Below are 18864 nucleotides of genomic sequence, written 5' to 3'. Positions count from 1 at the left end.
CGCGGGCCGCGGGGGTATTAATCACACAAGAGGAGGCCTCCTTGCCGCCGCCGAAAGGTGCAGTAGTCGTCGATCGGCGCGGTGTCACGCGTGGCCCGAAGATCGAGCTCCTTTCCGGCAGCGATAACATCCAATCGCCGACTCACTTTCAGCTCAAGTTCCTGTCATTTGGTGGAGCGACGATCGATGTTACCTCCGTAAAGGTCATTTATCTTCGTACGCCGAATGTGGACTTGACGGAACGGTTGAAGGTGTTCGTTCAACCGGCTGGCATCGATATGCCGGATGCGTCTCTACCTCCCGGCGAGCACATGCTGCGCGTGGATCTCAAGGATTCTGATGGGCGCCCCGGCAGCACGAGTTTCGTCCTCAAGGTCGCGCGCTGACGCGATGGCAATCATTTGTCCGTACTGTCTTCGAGAGAACAGCGATCTCGTACTGGTCTGTGGCTGGTGTTCCAGAGACATCGCCGTTCCCGAAGCACTGGCGAGGGAACGCAAGGACCTGATTGCCAAGCGTGATGCAGCAGTGGCTAAACTTTCCCGGATCAGAACCGAGATCGCGTCCATCCGTGCGAAGCGGAAGGGCTGAGGCGTCTTATGGAATGCCCGTTCTGCACAGAGACAATCAGGGATGAAGCCATCGCGTGCAAGAACTGCTCGCGTGACCTGCGTTTCGTCCGTCCGATCCTGCTCGAGGTCCAGGACCTTGTCAGTGAAATCGACAATCTAACGCACGCGCTGGATCGGGCCGAGGTTGCGCTGGCGCGGCTGACCAGTCCGCTCCGCTACTACGTAATTCACTTTGCGGTCTATGTACTGCTGCCAGCCGTGTTACTTGTAGCCGCCCACATTGTAATCACCATCGTCCTCAATGTTGCACCGCTATATCTGCGTCTTGCATCGATCGTGATCCCGTTGTTGTTCGGAATTGCTTCGATGCCCTTCAATAAGCTTGGGCCACTCGGCGCTTGGCTGGTGGGGTTGATCACGGCCATCCTGAGTGTAGGGTGCATGTTGGTTGTTACCGGAATCAACGACAGCGTGCCGATTGTCCCGGCATCGGTCGTCGAGTGGCGTGAGGTCGGAGAATATGTAGCCAGCATCAGTTTGGCATTCCTGTCCGGCAATGTCCTCGGGATGGTTATTTTTCGAATTTTGCCGAACACATTGGCGCAGGGTGGCAAACCCAATGCCATTGCCTTTAAGGCTGCCCGCCTGCTCGGAGAGCACGTTGGCGGAGAGCAGATGAGACGTCGTGCAAGATTGATTCAGGAGTTTGCGCAGACCGCGGGACCACTGCTCGGCGCAGGTGCCGGCGTGGCTGGGTCTCTTTATACCGGACTCAAAGGTGTGATTGGATCCTAACTTCCACAAGCCAACGTGTGTTCCGTGCCGTTGGCCAAACGCGCGCCAACTCCGTCAGCTGAACAATGTTTGTTGGCCGCTCCGCAACCGTCCGCTTCTGGCGCAAAGCCGCCGTTCATAGGGCTCGCTGTCGGGGAGCGAGGACTTCTATTTCACCACGCGATAGGCCGCTCCGGCCAAATCCGTCTGGTGGCTCGCGTCGCCTAATTTTTAAATGGAGAAGCTCCGCCGGGTCTGACGTTTATGTTTTTTCCCCGTCCGTATTTGGGTTAGTGGTGCTCAATATCCTGAGGAGATAGAGCCTCCAGTGCTCCTAAGACCGCTACCAGTTTCGGCAGCGTTCGTTTCGAGCGCGGTGTCTACGTCCAAATGACGGCGATCGATGGTTCGTGGCGCCGCTCATGCGTCATGAGGGATGTATCGACATACGGAGCCACGCTGACGACTAAGGCGTCGATCGAAGGCCTTAACCTCTGCGAATTCTTCCTCCTATTATCCACTACCGGCCTCGCTTTTCGCAGGTGCGAATTAGCTGGCGTCAAAGGCGATGTTTTCGAAAGGGGCGAAGAAGAAGCCTCAGTCGGTTAAAGCGGAATGGCGCCAAACAATGCTACCGGCCGGAAGCTCCGTGTGGGGAACGGAACTGGTCCGCCAAAGTTTCATCTGCGGTTGATATCACACGCCAATTTGCGCGGAAGGGCAAGATGCACGCAGGAAGAGGTGGTTCGTACGGTGCCGACTCGGCCGTCGATGAGGGCTTCGTGCGGGTTCGCGGAGCTCGCGAGCACAATCTGAAGAATATCGACGTCGACATTCCCCGCAATGCACTTGTCGTTTTTACAGGGGTGTCGGGATCGGGCAAGTCCTCGCTGGCCTTCGGCACGCTCTATGCCGAGGCGCAGCGGCGTTATCTTGAGTCGGTGTCCCCTTACGCGAGAAGATTGTTCAATCAGATGTCCATTCCTGAGGTGGACGAAATCGAAGGTCTGCCACCAGCCGTGGCTTTACAGCAGCAACGCGGATCTCCGACGACACGCTCGTCGGTCGGCAGCGTGACGACGTTGTCGAACCTGCTGCGCATGCTGTATTCGCGCGCCGGCGACTACCCGCGTGGACAACCACTGCTCTATGCCGAGTCATTTTCGCCCAACACTCCCGAAGGAGCTTGTCCTCATTGTCACGGAATCGGTCGGATCCACGATATTACCGAGGCCTCGATGGTCCCCGATGACAAGCTCACCATACGGGAGCGAGCCGTGGCGGCTTGGCCGAGCGCCTGGCAGGGACAAAATCTGAGGGACATCCTGGTAACTCTCGGTCATGACGTAGACACGCCCTGGCGCAAACTGCCGAAGAAGACCCGCGACTGGATACTCTTTACCGAGGAACAGCCCACCGTCCCGGTATATGCTGGCTACACGCCAGCTGAGGTGAGGCGAGCCCTCAAACGCAAGGAAGAGCCGAGTTATCACGGCACCTTCACCGGCGCGCGCAAATACGTCTTGCAGACGTTCGCAACAACGCAGAGCGCGATGATGAAGAGGCGGGTTTCGCAATTCATGCTGAGCGGCCGTTGCCCGGTATGTCGGGGAAAACGGCTTAAGCCCGAAGCCCTCTCGGTCAAATTCGCAGGCTTGGATATTGCGGAACTGTCTGAGCTTCCTTTAAGGGGCGTTCGCGAGTTGATCGTGCCGTATCTCGAAGGCAAAGCTCATACGCCCAAAGACCATCCGGAAAAAGCTCTCGTGGTCCAGCGCATCCTGGAAGATCTGAACGGGAGATTGGCGGTTCTGCTCGATCTCGGCCTGGGATATCTCGCCCTCGAGCGCAGCACGCCGACACTGTCCCCCGGCGAATTGCAGCGGCTCCGGCTGGCGACCCAAGTCAGGTCGAACCTGTTTGGCGTGGTGTATGTTCTGGATGAGCCCTCCGCTGGGCTTCATCCAGCCGACACCGAAGCTCTCCTGCGAGCGCTGGACCGGCTCAAGGCAGCAGGCAATTCGCTTTTCGTCGTCGAACATGAATTGGATGTCGTCCGCCACGCGGACTGGATAGTCGATGTCGGCCCCGCCGCGGGCGTTCACGGGGGCGAGGTGCTTTACAGCGGTATCCCTAAAGGACTTGCCGGCGTCGAGGCGTCTCAAACAAGGCGCCATCTGTTCGGAAACGCGACGGCCATCGACCGCACGCGCCGTCTCCCGCGAGGTCAGCTACAACTTCGCGGTGTCACCCGCAACAATCTCAACGACCTCGACGTCGACATTCCTGTCGGTGTGTTTACCGCGGTGACCGGCATCTCGGGGTCGGGCAAGTCCAGCTTGATCACTCAATTTCTGGTCGAGAAGGTTGGGGAAATATTGGGGCACAAGAGCGGCGAAGAGGACCGGGGCGCTCCGGACGAAGGAGACCTTCTGGAAACCGCCATTCAAACGCTTGGCGGCAACATCGTCGGGGGCATGGAGCACGTAAAACGTCTCGTTGTCGTCGATCAAAAGCCGATCGGGCGCACCCCGCGGTCGAATCTCGCCACCTATACAGGGCTTTTCGATCACGTCAGAAAGCTGTTCGCGGCCACGAAGCAGGCCAAGACACGGCACTATGATGCCGGCCGCTTTTCTTTCAATGTCGCCAAAGGACGTTGCGAAACCTGTCAGGGGGAAGGCTTCGTCACCGTCGAATTGCTTTTCCTCCCGTCAGTCTACGCGCCATGTCCGACCTGTCATGGGTCGCGCTACAACGCGAAGACGTTGGAAATCAAGATCCGGGACAAATCCATTGCCGACGTGTTGGGCATGACGGTGGACGATGCGCTCGCGTTTTTCGAGAAAGATGCGCTACTCGCACGTTCGCTCGGTGTCATTCGAGAGGTCGGCCTCGGTTATATCAAACTCGGTCAGTCCGCAACGGAACTCAGTGGCGGCGAAGCCCAACGGATCAAGCTCGCTACCGAATTGCAACGAGCTCAGCGGGGGGCGGCACTATATGTACTGGATGAGCCGACGACTGGATTGCATCCCTCAGACATCGAAAAGCTAATGCTGCAGCTTCAAGGCCTGGTGGATGCCGGTAACACGGTGGTCGTCGTCGAACACGATATGGCAGTGGTCGCCGAAAGTGATTGGGTAATCGATATGGGCCCCGGCGCAGGCAATGAGGGCGGATCCGTCGTGACCGCTGGCGAACCGCAACATGTTGCGCGCAACGCCGAAAGCCGCACGGCCAGATTTCTGGAAGCCTCAATCGGTTAGAGACCCGATCAACTTACTCCCGTCTTTCTGAAGAAGCCGGCGCCAGACATGGCTTATCGCAACGTCACCGGGATCGTACCGTAAAATGGGGTGATGAGCGGCATTGAAGCCGCCGTGGTCATGGACAAGTCGGCGGGCCAACCGTCAAACTTGATGACACCTGTTCCGGCGAGCTCAGGGGCGCGGCCGGTCAGGGGAGGCGTGATCGTCTACGGCACGATTGAACTCTCTTTGGAACCCGGCGTTGACGGGTATGGAGGTCTTTCGTGTTTCGAATTTTGTATCTTAGCACTGCAAATGAGCCATTTTCATCCGGGGATCTTTCCGAGCTACTGCAAAAGGCAAGGGCCCGGAATGATGCGGCGCATATAACAGGCATGCTTGTCCATTCGGACGGCGACTTTCTTCAGGTGCTTGAGGGAGAGCCGGATAATGTAATCGAAGTTTACAGCCGCATCAGCGTCGATCCGCGGCATCGAGATATCAGCTTGCTCCAGCGCGGCCTTGCATATGGTGATCGACTGTTTCCGAACTGGGCAATGGGCTTCAAGCGGGTGCCGGATCAGACATTAGTTAACGAGGCCGTTGGGTTGAACGGCCGTGTGAAATTGCGATATCTAGATGCTATGTCGGCTCTGGATTTCCTGTTGGCGTGCAGCCAAAACCAGACCTAAACAATCCCTCAGATGGGCGCCCTGAACTTGAGATGGACCTCCAACCTGATGTCTGGCACCTGAGGGGAAGCGCCGAAGCCGCGTGCGTCTCCACGAATGATGGTCCCGGCGAAGCTCAGCGTCGCCTCGTCCAGCCCGAACAGGGACGGGATTTCGTTGGCGTGACGCGATGTCCGCACAGTCGCTTCGAACTTCCCGTCTCGTTGCGAGTAAGCGCCTTTGTACAGCAGAGAAGAATCGCCCCCAAGCAAAACGCCGTCACAGAGCACGACGACGCCGGCACCTCCGGACCCACCGAGACCGGCATTGAACGCAATGCTATAGAGCCCATTTTGTAGCAACGACCTACGCCCTTTGGCCGCGGTGGATAGCTACTTGCAATCGCTCAACTCGCTGTCTGGTTCCATCGACCCGAGGCTTTAGAACACGCCTTCGAAAGTCCGGCGACCGCCGGTATCGCCGACGGAAGCTCTGACCCAAGGCATGGTGAATGCCTTTCCGACCGAGAAGGAACTCAAGAATAGCTTAGCTGTTTTCAAGCCGTGCCCGACGATGACAACATTCTCGAATGTCAAAACACCGAAACGGCACGTCTGATTTCCGGTCAATGCCAAATCCCATTCTCGGGACGAAATGCCCTAGAGAGACGTGACTATGTCGAAGAACACGAACGACGCCGAGACTCTATCCATGTGGGCGACGGATATCCTCCTTGAGGCCCACGCCATCGCGCCCTGTCCGGATCACGGCTATCTGCGCCTTCGTCACAGCCACCATGCCGTGGATTATGCAAGATCGATCGCCGAACATCGAAAGTTCTCCGGTAAGAACAAGGAGCAACGGGTGAAAGCCATCGAGAAAGTACTCGATGGCCTAGCGGACACCTGTCCGGCCTGCGAGTGATGGCCCGGAAGCTCAAGACCTACCAGACATCGATCGGCTTTTTCGACCTGGCCGTTGCCGCGCCGTCCATGAAGGCCGCGCTCGAGATCTGGGGCGCCGACAGCAACCTGTTTCACCAGGGCTTCGCCGAGGAGACCGACGACCCTGCAATCGTCTCGGCAACAATCGCGCATCCCGGCATCGTTTTGCGGAGAGCAGTCGGCACCAATGGCGCGTTCAAGGAGACGAGCGAACTTCCGAAAGGCCTTGCGGCCGGCAAGAAAGTGTCAATTCCGCGGAAGCGGGTGGCTCCTCAGGCCAAAGCGACCAAAGTCGACAACGCGGAAGCACGTAGAGCCGCGGCCATCTTCGACAAACAGCAGCGGAAACGCGAAGCCGACCAGCGCAAGGAAGAGCGAGCCAGGATCAAGGAGCGAGAAGGGAAAGCAGCGCAGGTTGCAAGCGCACAAGTAGCCTTTGATGCCGCTGAACAGGAGCACGACGCGAGAGATGCCGCGATACAGGCGGAACGCGACGAAATCGACAATCGCACGGAGGCCGAACGACGGCGCTGGGAGCAGCAACGGGAGAAGCTGGGCGCCGCGCTACGTCGGGCCAAGAAGGGCGGCGACTGAGGCGGGAATTGGAACGGAACTCCGATTGTTCGGTTTCGTAACCATGCAGCCTCGCAACATGGATACAATCTTCATTGCAACGGCTTTTCCACTGGCGCTTATTCTCCTCGCGATCGCGTACGCCCCGTTCTTATTTGGTTGGTTATGATGTGCGGGATCCCCCTGACCTTTGACTTTGCGCTGCGGCTCCATAAGTAGGTCGTAGATCCACAGCCTTGGTAGAATCCACTGTCCGACCAATTCAGTTTGTTTGCGGAAAACACGCCAGGTCCCGATGGACTCCGGTATGCCGAAGACTTCGTTTCGGCAGCGGAAGCGCTCGACCTTATAGCCCAAGTGGCCGACTTGCCCCTCCAGCCGTTTCAGTTCGGCCAGTATGAGGGCAAGCGTCGCGTAGCCTCCTTCGGGTTCAGCTACGACTATACGGCACGCCACCTCGTTGAAGCCGAGCCAATTCCTCAATGGCTCTCCGATGTCTCACATCGCGTCGAGACTTTCGGTGGACCCAGTACGCGAATACAGCAAGTCCTCTGCACCGAATACGACGTCGGCGTCGGGATCGGTTGGCACAGTGACAAGCCGCACTTCGACCGGATCTTCGGCCTGTCGCTGGGCGCGATATGCAAGTTCCGATTTCGCAGGCCCGCTTCGACCAAGTTCGAGCGTTTCACCCTCGAAGCGAAGTCCCGTTCGATCTACATGATGTCCGGCGAGGCGCGGTCGGTATGGGAGCACAGCATTCCGGCCGTCGAAGCCAAACGCTACTCCATCACCTTCCGGACGATGGTCGAGCGTAGCCCCTAATGGCAAAGAATCGGATATCGAGGACGAATGGCGAAACGGACCGGCAGCGCCGATCTTCCTTTGCATGGTGGACGGGTTCCGCCATGGCTGGCCTCGCGCATGTCAGCGCTCGGTGCCATCGTCACCCAGGCGATCGTCCACCATTACGGTCGCGACGAATTTTTGCGGCGGCTGTCCCATCCGTTCTGGTTCCAATCCTTCGGTGCCGTGATGGGAATGGACTGGCATTCGTCGGGGATCACGACCAGCGTCATCGGTGCTCTCAAGCGCGGCCTGGGTCCGCTGCAGGACGAACTCGGCATCCACGTCTGCGGAGGTCGGGGCCAGCATTCGCGGAAAACTCCTGACGAACTTCACGCGCTCGGCGACCGCATCGGATTCGACGGGGCCGCCCTGACGCGCGCGAGCCGTCTCGTCGCCAAGGTCGATAGCGCAGCGGTCCAGGATGGCTTCGATCTCTACCTGCACGGCTTCTTCGTCACCGACGAGGGCAAATGGACGGTGGTCCAGCAGGGCATGAACGGCGACAAGAAACAGGCCCGTCGCTATCATTGGCATTCCGAGAACCTGACGAGTTTCGTCGACGAACCGCACAGCGCCATCGATGGTCCGTTTCAAGGAAACGTCTTCAATCTGACGGATGGGCGCGCCGCGCCTTCCCGAACAGCGCAACTGGACCTGCTGATGGCTTTGGGACCCGACGGCATCGTCGACGAGTTCGCGGCGCTGACTGGCAGCGCGCCTGCCCAGCCCCTCCTGCCGCATCTCGTCATGCCGGCGCATCACGATGTCCGCTCGAGCGATGTGTTCACCCGGCGCCTTCATGGCACGCTCGCCGCGGCTGCCGAGCGCGTGCCGCTCGACTTTCCCGAGCTACTGCTCACGCCGGGCGTCGGCGCACGGACGGTCCGCTCGCTTGCGATGGTGGCCGAGGTCGTCCATGGCGCGCCGTACCGCTTCCGCGACCCGGCGCGGTTTTCACTCGCCCATGGAGGCAAGGATCGTCACCCGTACCCGGTGCCGATCAAGGTCTACGACGAGACCATCCGCGTGCTGAAGACAGCCGTCCAGAACGCCAAGCTCGGCCGAGACGAGGAGATGCAGACTCTGAAACGGCTCGACGACCAGGCTCGCCGCCTCGAACAAACGGCAAGCGGTCCGTCCTTCGAGGATTTCGTGGATGGCGAATTACAGGCATCCTCCGCGCTCGGCGGTCGCTCGGTCTTCGGCTTGGAGGAGGAGCGATTCGGCGAGCGGTCGGCAGCGAAATGAACACCCGGCTGCCGCGCGTAACGCCCCTGACGCTGAAGAGCAAGGACGCGCTCGCGCTTTCAGCCCTCCTGATGAAGCCGCGGAACGCGCAAGCCTGTTTCGTCTTCGCCCACGGTGCAGGCGCAGGCATGACGCACCCGTTCATGGAAGATGTCGCTGCAAAGCTTTATGGCCATGGCATCGCGACCTTGCGCTTCCAGTTCCCGTTCATGGAGAAGGGCAGCAAACGCCCCGACACTCCGGCTGTTGCGCATGCGGCCATACGATTGGCCGTGGCGGACGCCCGCCGTCGATGCCGCCGCGTGCCTATTATCGCGGGTGGCAAGTCATTCGGCGGGCGCATGACCTCGCAGGCGCAAGCAGAAGATCCGATCGAAGATGTACGCGGGCTGGCCTTTGTCGGTTTCCCCCTGCATCCGACCGGTAAACCTTCGATCACAAGGGCCGAACACCTTGCAGGCATTCGGATCCCCATGCTCTTCATCCAGGGAACGCGTGATAAGTTGGCGGAGCCCGTGCTGTTTCGCCAAGTTTGCAAGGGATTGAGATCGAGGGCAACGTCTCACCTGATCGATGGCGCCGATCACGGCTTTCATATCCCGGCCCGCAGCGGACGGACCGACCAGGACGTAGTGGCGGAAATTGCGCTCACCATCTCCCAATGGGTGGAGCGCTTGGAAAGCTAATGTCGCCCCCGTCGAGCCCGCTCGGATCGAATTACTTCGCGCCCATGTCTCCGGCCAGCAAAGCTGCATACGCCCGGGCCTTTTCGAGTGCCCTGACTTCCACCTGCCGCACACGCTCGCGTGACACGCCCAGTTCTGCGGCCAGGTCGTCAAGTGTAAGAGGGGTATCCGACAGCCATCGTGCTTCGATGATACGCTGCTCTCTCGGTTTCAGATGGGCGAGCGCTTGCCCGAGGATCTGCCGCCTCCAGTTAAGTTCGCTGCGTTCCGCGACGTCGTCTTCAAAATTCGACGTTGGGTCGGCCAAGCGCTCCTGCCACTCAGCGCCTTCTTCTTCGTCCACTCGTGAAGCCGCATTGAGCGACATGTCTCCGAGGAACCGCCGGTTCATCTCAATGACCTCGCGTTCAGGCACATTCAAGCGGCGCGCTATCGTTGCTACGTGGTCGGGCTGCATATCGCCTTCTTCGAGCGCTGCGATCTTGCTCTTCAAGCGACGCAGGTTAAAGAACAGCCGCTTTTGGGTGGACTTGGCGCTAATCTGGACGATCGACCACGACCGCAGGATGTAATCTTGGATCGTTGCCTTGATCCACCAGGTGGCGTAGGTCGCAAGCTTGAAACCTTTAGACGGATCAAATCGCTTCACGGCTTGCATCAGGCCGATGTTGCCTTCCGAAATGACATCAGCGATGGGCAGCCCATAGCCGCGATAGCGCATCGCCAATTTGGCGACCAGCCGGAGATGGCTGGTCACAAGATGATAGGCAGCGTTCCTGTCGCCGTGTTCGCGTAAGCGCCTGGCGTAGGCGAGCTCCTCTTCAGGTTTGAGGAGAGGAAACTGCTTGATCGCGGTGAGATAGTTTGTAAGGCCTTCTCCAGCGGCCAAGGCTGGAAGTGCGAACTGGGTCATCCCTGCCTCCTGTCGATTTCGCGAGCGATCAACGCGCCATGCCAAATGTCGCGCAAATCCGCGACGGCCGAAGCCATCGCGGAACGATTGCACGAAGTGATCGAATAGGCGTCAGGCCGCCTTGGCTTCAAGTTGCTCGACGTTTGAGCGCGGACCTGCGTTGATGGCGATCTTTCGCGGCTTCATGGCCTCGGGAATCTCGCGGATCAGGTTGATCTGCAGCAGGCCGTTCTCGAAAGTCGCGCTGGTTACCTGGACATGGTCGGCGAGGTTGAATTGCCGCTTGAACGCGCGACCAGAAATGCCCTGGAACAGGAAGTCACGCTTCTGTTCGCCTTTGCGGCCCTCGACCGTCAGAACGTTCTGCTCTGCCGTCAAGCTGATCTCGTCCGGCGAAAAACCCGCCAGAGCAAGCGAGATGAGGTATCGGTCATCTCCGACACGTTCGATATTGTATGGGGGGAAACTGTCCTCGTTGGCGCGCTGAGCGGCATCCACGAGGTCAAACAGGCGGTCGAAGCCAATGCTTGAGCGCCAAAGCGGAGCAAAGTCGTAAGTCTTCATAGCCAAATCCTCCAATGAGCAAGATGGGTATGAGCGGGCGCCGGACACCCCCGGCGTCCGCCTCACGCTGGACCCAACCTCTGGCGTCCAGCGCACCTAAAATAAAAAAAAACTGGCGGAAAGTTTCAAGGGGGTGGGGCAATTTTTTTTGGCTTCCGCGCGGGCGAATTCTTGACCGCCCAGTCGACCGCTCTACATCGCTGATCGCCGTCTCAAACAGAAAGGAGTGAAGGAGGCGACCACTAAGCTTACGTCGATCCATGACGCCTAGTAAGGGGCGATTAGCCGATTGCGGTCGAGACGACTGATCCCGCCAGATGCGGTGGGCTCCTAAAGCGCCGACGGGGGCGTTTCACCACTGGCTTTCCTTCTTCGACGGCAATGCCATCCGAATGCCCAAGCGGTATGAACGCATTCCTTGTCTGGGATGAACGGACTCCTCAACTCACTGACAGTCGCAAACCCTATCAGCTGAATATTTGGCAATCGCGGCGGTCAGCTAACCTGGCCAAACGGATAATTGGAACCTGACGGCCGGCAACGAATTGACCAAATTCCGAATTTTATTGAATTTATGGGGTCACGTGAGCCTTTTTCTCAGTCCCGTTCGAAATGCTTCGAGTCGTCGCGACCTTGTACAGCTGCCGCCAGCTGAGGCCTTGGCATGACGGCGATGATGGCTTCGGGGCTGCGCAGTGATGTGCTATCCACATTGGGCGATCATATCCGCCAGATATCAGACCCTGACGATCTTGCGTACTCCGCCGCGGAGACCTTGGGGCGGGCTCTCGGTGTCAGCCGCGCGGGTTACGGCACGATCGACCTTTCCGCTGAAACCATTACGATAAGCCGGGACTGGAATGCGCCGGGCATAAAAAGCCTTGCTGGTGTTCTGCAATTCCGGGATTACGGCAGCTACATTGAGGACTTGAAGCGCGGCGTAACCGTGGTGTTCGCCGACGCCGAAAAAGATGGTCGGGTAGGAGATCAGGCGAAGGCCCTTGAGCTTATTTCGGCACGCGCCTTGGTGAACATGCCCATCCTTGAGCCAAACGGCGTGGTGGCATTGCTCTATCTCAACAATGCCGAAGCACGAGAATGGTCAGACGCCGAACTTGACCTCATGCGGGAGGTCGCTGACCGGACCCGGACTGCGGTAGAACGGCGTAGGGCAGAGGCAACTATTCGGGCGAATGAAGCCCGTCTTGTCTTTCTGGATGACCTCGGCAAAGAAACTGCGAAGTGCCGGAGGGCCGACGAGATTCTATCAGTCACGACCCGGATGCTAGGCCAGCACCTCAACGTGTCTAACTGCGCCTATGCCGACATGGATGAAGATCAGGATGGCTTTACTATTCGCGGCGACTGGGCAGCACCTGGCGCGAAACACATCTTAGGTCACTACAGCCTTGCTGACTTCGGCAGAAAAGCTGTTCAGGAGCTGGGTAACGGCCGACCGCTGATCATCAATGACAATCTTGAAGAATTGGAGCCGGAAGAAGCCCGAACCTTCCAAGATATTGGGATCGGATCCACTATTTGCATGCCCTTCGTGAAAGAGGACCGCTTAACGGCATTGATGGCAATACATCATCAGGCCGCCCATCGCTGGGCGGCTGGCGAGCTGGCCCTGCTTGCGGAGGTTACCGAAAGGTCGTGGGCTCATATCGAGCGAGTCCGTTCAGAAGAAGCCGCGCGAGAAGCCGCAGAACGCCTCAGCCTAGCTAACAACGCAGCCGGTATCGGAACGTGGGACTTTGACCCGGTAAATAACGTCCTTCGCTGGGACGCGAGATGCAAAGCTCTGTTTGGCCTTTCATCCGAAGCCGAGATTTCATATGAAAAATCGTTTCTTGCGGGGCTGCATCCTGACGATCGCGAACGCGTTCATCGCGCGGTGACCAACGCCTTGGACCCCTCCTCCTCGGCTGCATATCGCATCGAGTATCGGACGATTGGAATCGAGGACCGGATCGAACGATGGCTCGCCGCAACGGGTGACGCAATATTCGTCAATCACAACGCAGTGCGCTTTGTTGGCACTGTCATCGATATCACGGCGCGCAAGAAATCCGAACGACATCTCAGGATCTTGAATGACACGGGGGCAACCGTCGCCAGGGAACGCAATCTCGAGACCATCGTCCAGACCGTTACGGATGCCGGCCTGGAGCTCTGCGGTGCGGAATTTGGCGCGTTCTTCTACAATGTTCTCTCGCCCGAGGGCGAGAGCTACATGCTCTACGCGCTCTCCGGCGCGCCCCGGTCTGCATTCGCGAATTTTCCGATGCCGCGGAATACAGCAGTGTTTGAGCCGACGTTTCTTGGCACGGCGGTTGTACGATCAGAAAACATCCTCGCCGACCCGCGATACGGCAAGAGCGCTCCCCGCAAAGGAATGCCCGAAGGCCACCTTCCGGTGCGCTCGTACCTTGCGGTACCGGTCATCTCACGCACCGGTGACGTTTTGGGAGGGCTGTTCTTCGGCCATCAGGAAACCGGCAAGTTCCAAGAAGAGCATGAGGCTGCTCTCTTGGGAATTGCGGGACACGCGGCGACGGCCATCGACAATGCGAGGCTGTTTGCGGCTGTCGAAAGGGAGCTCGCCGAGCGGAAACGGGCCGAGGCGGAGCTGCAGGCGCTCAATATCGATCTCGAGCAACGTGTGGCCACGGAGATTGGCGAACGTTCGAAGGCGGAGGAGCAGCTGCGACAGGCCCAAAAGATGGAGGCGGTTGGCCAATTGACTGGCGGGATAGCTCACGACTTTAACAACATGCTCGCCGTGATCATCGGAGGCTTGAATCTAGCCCGCCGGAAGCTGGCAAAGGGTGACATTGACATCACCCGCTTCATTGACGGAGCCTTGGACGGCGCTAACCGGGCCGCTACCTTAACCCAGCGCTTGTTGGCTTTCTCCCGCCTGCAGCCCTTAGCTCCAGAAGTCATCGTAGTGAATCGTATGATCGCGGGTATGAGCGAGCTTCTCGATCGGTCGCTGGGCGAGACCATTGCAATCGAGACAGTGCTCGCAGCGGGGGTGTGGAACGTCCAAGCCGATCCGGCTCAACTTGAGAGCGCTTTACTCAACCTCGCGGTCAATGCGCGGGACGCGATGCCTCAAGGAGGAAAACTCACGATCGAAACGATGAACGCGTCTGTGGATGCGGCGTATGCCCGACAATACTCAATTGAACCGGGACAGTTCGTTCTCATCGCAGTGACCGACAGCGGTACCGGTATCAACAGCGATGTGCTGAGCAAAGTTTTTGATCCGTTCTACACGACCAAAGAAGTCGGAAAAGGCACGGGCCTTGGCCTTAGTCAAGTATACGGCTTCGTGCGTCAGTCGGGCGGTCATGTGAAGATTTATTCGGAACCTGATGTTGGCACCACCGTAAAAATCTACCTGCCGCGTTTCTACGGCGAGGTTACGACCGATGCTTCGACTGGCGCGGTGCGCGCAGACGTGGGGCAGCATCAAGAGCTGGTCCTGGTGGTTGAGGACGAAGAACGCGTGCGAGCGATCTCTGTCGAGACGCTTCGAGAACTTGGCTATTCGGTCATAGAAGCTGCAAGCGCGCGAGAAGCCATTCACCTCATTGAGAACGGCTCACGGCCCGATTTGGTTTTCACGGACGTTGTGATGCCCGAAATGACAGGCAGTGAGCTCGCAAAAGTCCTCCAACCGCTGTTGCCCGACGCCAAGATTTTGTTCACCACGGGCTATACGCGAAACGCCATAGTCCATAATGGCGTTCTGGATGCGGGTACGCATCTCATCTCAAAGCCTTATACAATCAACGATCTTGCAGAAAAGGTCAGGGCGTTGCTTGACGGCCTCTAAAACCAAAGCTGCGGCGCCTTAAGCTGAACGAAAACAACAGATACAGGAGCTCTGGCTGCCGACGTATTCCCTCGATCAACGCGATCAATTGATGCTCCTCGGCTAATGCCCATCGGCCAGATCGAAGGTGCACGGAGGCCTCAACATCGGGAACAGACAGGAAATCGATTGGGATATCGCACTTGGTTTATGTAAACAGAAGTGGATGATTTGGTTCCGCTCCAAGATTGGTGAGTGCAGATCAACAGGTCTCGCCGCGTCAGCTTTTTCGACGATGCCCCAATTTATTGCATCTTGACAGTGCAAGCCAGATCGAGGAAATGCGGCCTCCCGCCAAATTTCCGACGTCACGATGGTCAAATCCGAACTTGTTCAACGCATCGCTAAACATAACCCGCGCCTCTACCAGCGGGACCTTGAGAACATCGTGAACGCGATTCTCGATGAGATCGTCGCTGCGCTGGCACGCGGTGATCGGGCTGAGCTTCGCGGTTTCGGCGCATTCTCGGCAAGGCATCGCCCCGCTCGTGCAGGCCGCAACCCACGTACTGGAAAACATGTTACCGTGCACCAAAAGTGCCTTCCGTTCTTCAAGGCCGGAAAGGAAATGCGCGAGCGCCTGAATCGCGAAAATGCTGCGCCGGAAATGAGCGCTGCCTCAAGACCGGCCGCCGGTTTTTCGGGGAGCTAAACCAGCTTTGTCTAATCGTAGGGGGAAGTCTGAAAGCATTTTAGGCGCAATCGCTAAGGACCGGCGCTCTCCTCACGCGCAGATTTTTTCCTGTCTGGGGAAAATGCCATACTGCGTATCACAAAACGAGTAGGCGGAAACCTCAACGACATCCGCCACTTGAGCTATTTCATGGACGGCGAGGTACGCAGCACTGGTACGGGGCACCTGCGTACTGCGTACCGTAGGGCAAAGGTCTGGTGCCGGATGCCTTAGCGGTGCGTGCCTTTAATGAAGTTTTTGAGACGGGCTTCGAAAATAGGCCGTTCCGATACAGAAGCTACAGCTCACGAGATGTCTTTTGCTGTTTGCTATCAAATGCGTCCATTTCTCCGCATTCCGCGCGCACGATGCCTATTGATCGTGAACGTTCAGCCACAACTGGATTGCTCGCGCGGCACGCATCCACTCGCTGGAGCTTTGGGGGACGCTTCGGCCGTGCTGATATCCAGCCAGATCGCGGATCGCAGTCAAAGCTGCTCGTTCAGCCTCGGCCATCGCGGGAGAGGTGTTAGTGGTAACCTGCTCGGTGGCCAGGCCGTTCAGCAGAATGCGGGCTTCCTGCTCGGTGCTGATCGCGGCGACCTTCAGGATCGATCTGCAGTAACGGGCCTTGATGAGGCTTTGGTCGTCGCTCATTCGAGAGCGCTCGGCGGGTTGGGCATGTGGCAGCGTAGGAAGGTCAAACTGGTTGGTCTTGTTCAAGATGCAGCCTTGGTCGATGGGACCATAGAACAGGCAATCGCCGGCTTAGTTCCCGCCCGTGAAGGCAGATCAAACTTCTTTCAGGAGGTAGCGAGCGCGGAGCTGCTTCTCTATTCGCACCACAGTCTTTGCCAGATCGGGATAGTGCCGGCGTTCGGTGGCATTCGTCAGCGCGGACCAATTGCCGTTACCGATTGGAATAATCGCAATCCCGGCATTGGGAAAGTTGGAGCCTGCAAGCTTCTCGTGAAAGAGCCAGATCAGCTCGTTGGCGGTCGCTTTCTTTTTAAGCATGGAGGTCAGACTTCAGGACGAGGTGGGAGTCTGACTTCCTGTAAGGGATCACTCCGGGGCGCGCAATTCATATTGATGGCGCAGTTTGTTTACGGTCATTTCCAGCGCACTATGCAAAGCACCTGGATCAATTCGACCTTCTGTGAAGGCATACAGAGTCCAATTCGTATCGGCTCGAAGGTCACTGTATTGGACGTCGACTGCCTTCAGCGTCTCGCAACCTGGGCGTTTTCTCATCTCCGCGAGGGCTTCGCGCTCCAGCTCCTTTTTAGAAAGTATCACTTTCATCGATTGGCTCCGGCGAGTTTTCCAGAAAACAGCCGCTGTGGCGGATCGTTCCCGGTCGCGAAGGTTCAGCAATGAATGATCACTCTGTCGCCATGTTTCACGCCGCCCTTAAGGTGGTCATCAAACGTGCAATCATCGTGCTCGATGCGCTCGGCGACTCCGAGATGAGGTGTCAGAACCAGGGCAGGTCTGGATAGGGCGATCAACGATGTGCGCTGGCTCAGGGTATATTGACTGACAACTCTCACCTTGAGTGAAGAAATGCGCCCGCCCCGGAGATGTCCGCGGCGGCCGTAATTGTTCTGATTGTCTCGCCAATCGTCTGGCAAATAGAAAAGGCCGGCATTCATTGCCGGCCTCTCACTGACGTCAGTGTTTAGAAGGTGCCGGTGCCGAAGTTGCCCAGATTGAAGCGGTAGTTCAGGCCCGCTTTGATCGTGTGCTCGTCGTTTCGGAAGCCGCCGATAGCAAACGTCGGAGTGACGAAACTGGTCGTCCCGAAATCGTAGTACTGATATTCCACCTTGCCCGACCAATTCTGGCTGAACAGATATTCGAGACCGCCGCCAACTGTGTAGCCATCCCGGCCACCATCGCCGGTGAAGCCGTTGGTGAAGCGCGAGTCGGCCCAGGCGTAACCGCCCTTTACGTAAAGAAGGGACGGGCCCCATGTGTAACCGAGACGGCCGGTAACCGAACCGAGACCGCGGTTTGCAAAGCTGCTGCTGGTGTCGATGAAGCTGTAGTTCGCTTCCAGACCAAACACCCAGTTAGGCGCGAACTGCGTGTCCCAACCGATCTGACCGCCGCCCATGAAGCGACCGTCGTCACCGCCGCCGAGAACGTTGTTCGAATTGCCGCGGAAAGCGCCGCCGACGTGACCGCCGATATAGAAGCCGGTCCAATTGTAGATTATCGCGGGCGCCATTGCGGGCGCCTTGGTGTAGGGACGCGCAGCCATGTCGGCAGCCGAGGCCGACGTTGCAGCGAAAAGTAGCGCGGCCGTTGCGAGTAAGTACTTTTTCATGTGTCGCTCCCTTTTTAATCTGTAGCGAGATCGTATGAACTAATACGCCCCACTACCGTCTCTCAAAAGGCACACACGGGGACGATCGCGCCGAAGTTGTGAGCTGCAGGCGGGAGCAAATTAAAGCGTGCGGCACCCGCTACCGTCTGGTTCCATACGCAGGAAGAGCGACGCTGAGCATCCAGCTGATCAAGCAAGCCTTGATGGCAGCATGCCGGCGTGACAGGCCTGATCATGGGCACGGATCGAGGCGGACACCGCCGGTATCCAGACTTCGGTATTGAAGCTGTCCGCCCGCTGCACCCGGAGCGAGGCGGGTTTCGCATTCAATGGGCGATGCTAGTGATGTCGTTGCGCAGCATTTTTCTAACCCGTACTCTCGTTCTTCTGTCTATCGTCCTCGATTTTCGCGCTGCATCGATCATGTCCTGTTGTTGCGAGTGTCGGCGATCCGCACCTGGATGCACTCGAAGTCCGTTTCTTCGGAATGTGGGCAACAAGCTCTACTGACCAATGGCAATCTGACTAATCGTTACGTTCGACCAGAGACGGGCTATCGCCTCGGAGAAGAGCTCGTGCTTCTTGGATCAGTTCGTTGGCAATCTGTTTGTTGATCAGAAAATCGTAGTGCCCATCTCGGGTGACTAACGTCAGAGTACCAAGGAGCTGGGAATCGTGTATCGACATCACGCCCACGTCGAGGGCCAGCAGCGCTTCGAGGTCATCCTCGGTGGGCACGTTGAGTGGTTTGTCATGCAGGGAAGCCGCTGGTTTCTTTGTCAGGCTTTGACTGGTTTCTTTGTCATGCTTTGAGCTTACCCGAGCGCAGTACGACATTTGGAAAGTCGATGAGATCTGGCAAGCTGGGTGTCAGCATGAGGGACACTCATCACTCAGCCCATCGAGCACGCTCTCGACCGCCGCGATC

At 58.0% G+C, this 18864-nt stretch carries 19 protein-coding genes and 1 pseudogene; 12 read left to right on the top strand and 8 right to left on the bottom strand.

Going from position 1 to position 18864, the window contains the following annotated elements; translation table 11 throughout:
• The first annotated feature begins 41 nt into the window (after positions 1-41).
• From AC1DUY_RS16015 to AC1DUY_RS15970, 10 genes and pseudogenes are all read left to right on the top strand, one after another.
• Positions 42-386: a hypothetical protein gene (locus AC1DUY_RS16015; protein ID WP_315843502.1), complete on the top strand. Its 345-nt coding sequence runs from the start codon at positions 42-44 to the stop codon at positions 384-386.
• A 213-nt stretch (positions 387-599) separates the two neighbouring features.
• Complete coding sequence (locus AC1DUY_RS16010; RefSeq protein ID WP_120286831.1) at positions 600-1367, top strand: hypothetical protein; 768 nt, start codon at positions 600-602, stop codon at positions 1365-1367.
• A 369-nt stretch (positions 1368-1736) separates the two neighbouring features.
• A pseudogene (locus AC1DUY_RS16005) lies at positions 1737-1916 on the top strand (PilZ domain-containing protein); the annotation flags it as partial.
• A 155-nt stretch (positions 1917-2071) separates the two neighbouring features.
• Positions 2072-4615 carry an excinuclease ABC subunit UvrA gene (gene uvrA / locus AC1DUY_RS16000; RefSeq protein ID WP_478115510.1) on the top strand — a complete coding sequence of 848 codons (2544 nt, stop codon included), beginning with the start codon at positions 2072-2074 and terminating at the stop codon, positions 4613-4615.
• Between the two features lie 266 nt (positions 4616-4881).
• The gene (locus AC1DUY_RS15995) at positions 4882-5289 is read left to right on the top strand and encodes a BLUF domain-containing protein (RefSeq protein WP_120286829.1); all 408 of its coding nucleotides are present in this window, start codon (positions 4882-4884) and stop codon (positions 5287-5289) included.
• A 654-nt stretch (positions 5290-5943) separates the two neighbouring features.
• Entirely contained in the window at positions 5944-6192 is a 249-nt protein-coding gene (locus tag AC1DUY_RS15990; protein WP_149532895.1) for a hypothetical protein, read from the top strand.
• The gene (locus AC1DUY_RS15985) at positions 6192-6806 is read left to right on the top strand and encodes a cell envelope biogenesis protein TolA (RefSeq protein ID WP_478115507.1); all 615 of its coding nucleotides are present in this window, start codon (positions 6192-6194) and stop codon (positions 6804-6806) included. Before AC1DUY_RS15990 ends, AC1DUY_RS15985 begins: the two co-directional genes overlap by 1 nt.
• Before the next feature lie 246 nt (positions 6807-7052).
• Entirely contained in the window at positions 7053-7610 is a 558-nt protein-coding gene (locus tag AC1DUY_RS15980; protein WP_478115505.1) for an alpha-ketoglutarate-dependent dioxygenase AlkB, read from the top strand.
• Positions 7611-7637: 27 nt separating this feature from the next.
• Positions 7638-8882, top strand: coding sequence for a DUF763 domain-containing protein (locus AC1DUY_RS15975; protein WP_478115503.1), 1245 nt, complete (start codon positions 7638-7640; stop codon positions 8880-8882).
• Positions 8879-9568, top strand: coding sequence for an alpha/beta hydrolase family protein (locus AC1DUY_RS15970; RefSeq protein WP_478115501.1), 690 nt, complete (start codon positions 8879-8881; stop codon positions 9566-9568). Before AC1DUY_RS15975 ends, AC1DUY_RS15970 begins: the two co-directional genes overlap by 4 nt.
• Before the next feature lie 31 nt (positions 9569-9599).
• Here AC1DUY_RS15970 and rpoH read toward each other — a convergent pair whose 3' ends face one another.
• Positions 9600-10481 (bottom strand): RNA polymerase sigma factor RpoH, encoded by an 882-nt coding sequence (gene rpoH / locus AC1DUY_RS15965; RefSeq protein ID WP_439059641.1) that lies wholly within the window; start codon positions 10479-10481, stop codon positions 9600-9602.
• 111 nt (positions 10482-10592) lie between these two features.
• The gene (locus tag AC1DUY_RS15960; RefSeq protein ID WP_231081045.1) at positions 10593-11045 is read right to left on the bottom strand and encodes an Hsp20 family protein; all 453 of its coding nucleotides are present in this window, start codon (positions 11043-11045) and stop codon (positions 10593-10595) included.
• Positions 11046-11709: 664 nt separating this feature from the next.
• Between AC1DUY_RS15960 and AC1DUY_RS15955 the strand changes: the two genes are divergently transcribed.
• Positions 11710-14892 (top strand): GAF domain-containing protein, encoded by a 3183-nt coding sequence (locus tag AC1DUY_RS15955; protein ID WP_478115499.1) that lies wholly within the window; start codon positions 11710-11712, stop codon positions 14890-14892.
• A 352-nt stretch (positions 14893-15244) separates the two neighbouring features.
• Positions 15245-15583 (top strand): integration host factor subunit beta, encoded by a 339-nt coding sequence (locus AC1DUY_RS15950; protein ID WP_478115497.1) that lies wholly within the window; start codon positions 15245-15247, stop codon positions 15581-15583.
• Positions 15584-15976: 393 nt separating this feature from the next.
• On the opposite strand, the gene AC1DUY_RS15945 is transcribed toward AC1DUY_RS15950, so the two are convergent.
• From AC1DUY_RS15945 to AC1DUY_RS15920, 6 genes are all read right to left on the bottom strand, one after another.
• Positions 15977-16327 (bottom strand): hypothetical protein, encoded by a 351-nt coding sequence (locus AC1DUY_RS15945; protein ID WP_478115495.1) that lies wholly within the window; start codon positions 16325-16327, stop codon positions 15977-15979.
• 69 nt (positions 16328-16396) lie between these two features.
• Positions 16397-16621: a hypothetical protein gene (locus AC1DUY_RS15940; RefSeq protein ID WP_068738776.1), complete on the bottom strand. Its 225-nt coding sequence runs from the start codon at positions 16619-16621 to the stop codon at positions 16397-16399.
• A gap of 48 nt (positions 16622-16669) precedes the next feature.
• Positions 16670-16909, bottom strand: coding sequence for a hypothetical protein (locus AC1DUY_RS15935; RefSeq protein WP_139069979.1), 240 nt, complete (start codon positions 16907-16909; stop codon positions 16670-16672).
• 65 nt (positions 16910-16974) lie between these two features.
• Positions 16975-17259, bottom strand: a complete 285-nt coding sequence (locus AC1DUY_RS15930; protein ID WP_139069978.1) for a hypothetical protein — start codon at positions 17257-17259, stop codon at positions 16975-16977.
• 26 nt (positions 17260-17285) lie between these two features.
• Positions 17286-17936 carry an outer membrane protein gene (locus tag AC1DUY_RS15925; protein ID WP_068738774.1) on the bottom strand — a complete coding sequence of 217 codons (651 nt, stop codon included), beginning with the start codon at positions 17934-17936 and terminating at the stop codon, positions 17286-17288.
• A gap of 525 nt (positions 17937-18461) precedes the next feature.
• Entirely contained in the window at positions 18462-18773 is a 312-nt protein-coding gene (locus AC1DUY_RS15920) for a hypothetical protein (protein WP_478115492.1), read from the bottom strand.
• Positions 18774-18864 lie beyond the last annotated feature (91 nt).

The organism is Tardiphaga sp. P4_G1 (assembly GCF_056401215.1).
Note: the sequence above shows the minus strand (reverse complement) of the source record. Positions and strands in the feature narration are given on the sequence as shown.

Excerpts from the sequence above, each read along its gene's own strand:
- AC1DUY_RS15970 (WP_478115501.1), top strand. The coding sequence starts at position 8,879 with ATGAACACCCGGCTGCCGCGCGTAACGCCCCTGACGCTGAAGAGCAAG.
- rpoH (WP_439059641.1), bottom strand. The coding sequence starts at position 10,481 with ATGACCCAGTTCGCACTTCCAGCCTTGGCCGCTGGAGAAGGCCTTACA.
- uvrA (WP_478115510.1), top strand. The coding sequence starts at position 2,072 with ATGCACGCAGGAAGAGGTGGTTCGTACGGTGCCGACTCGGCCGTCGAT.
- AC1DUY_RS15950 (WP_478115497.1), top strand. The coding sequence starts at position 15,245 with ATGGTCAAATCCGAACTTGTTCAACGCATCGCTAAACATAACCCGCGC.
- AC1DUY_RS16010 (WP_120286831.1), top strand. The coding sequence starts at position 600 with ATGGAATGCCCGTTCTGCACAGAGACAATCAGGGATGAAGCCATCGCG.
- AC1DUY_RS15990 (WP_149532895.1), top strand. The coding sequence starts at position 5,944 with ATGTCGAAGAACACGAACGACGCCGAGACTCTATCCATGTGGGCGACG.
- AC1DUY_RS15920 (WP_478115492.1), bottom strand. The coding sequence starts at position 18,773 with ATGTCGTACTGCGCTCGGGTAAGCTCAAAGCATGACAAAGAAACCAGT.
- AC1DUY_RS15985 (WP_478115507.1), top strand. The coding sequence starts at position 6,192 with ATGGCCCGGAAGCTCAAGACCTACCAGACATCGATCGGCTTTTTCGAC.
- AC1DUY_RS15935 (WP_139069979.1), bottom strand. The coding sequence starts at position 16,909 with ATGAAAGTGATACTTTCTAAAAAGGAGCTGGAGCGCGAAGCCCTCGCG.
- AC1DUY_RS15955 (WP_478115499.1), top strand. The coding sequence starts at position 11,710 with ATGACGGCGATGATGGCTTCGGGGCTGCGCAGTGATGTGCTATCCACA.
- AC1DUY_RS15940 (WP_068738776.1), bottom strand. The coding sequence starts at position 16,621 with ATGCTTAAAAAGAAAGCGACCGCCAACGAGCTGATCTGGCTCTTTCAC.
- AC1DUY_RS15975 (WP_478115503.1), top strand. The coding sequence starts at position 7,638 with ATGGCGAAACGGACCGGCAGCGCCGATCTTCCTTTGCATGGTGGACGG.
- AC1DUY_RS15960 (WP_231081045.1), bottom strand. The coding sequence starts at position 11,045 with ATGAAGACTTACGACTTTGCTCCGCTTTGGCGCTCAAGCATTGGCTTC.
- AC1DUY_RS15930 (WP_139069978.1), bottom strand. The coding sequence starts at position 17,259 with ATGAATGCCGGCCTTTTCTATTTGCCAGACGATTGGCGAGACAATCAG.
- AC1DUY_RS15925 (WP_068738774.1), bottom strand. The coding sequence starts at position 17,936 with ATGAAAAAGTACTTACTCGCAACGGCCGCGCTACTTTTCGCTGCAACG.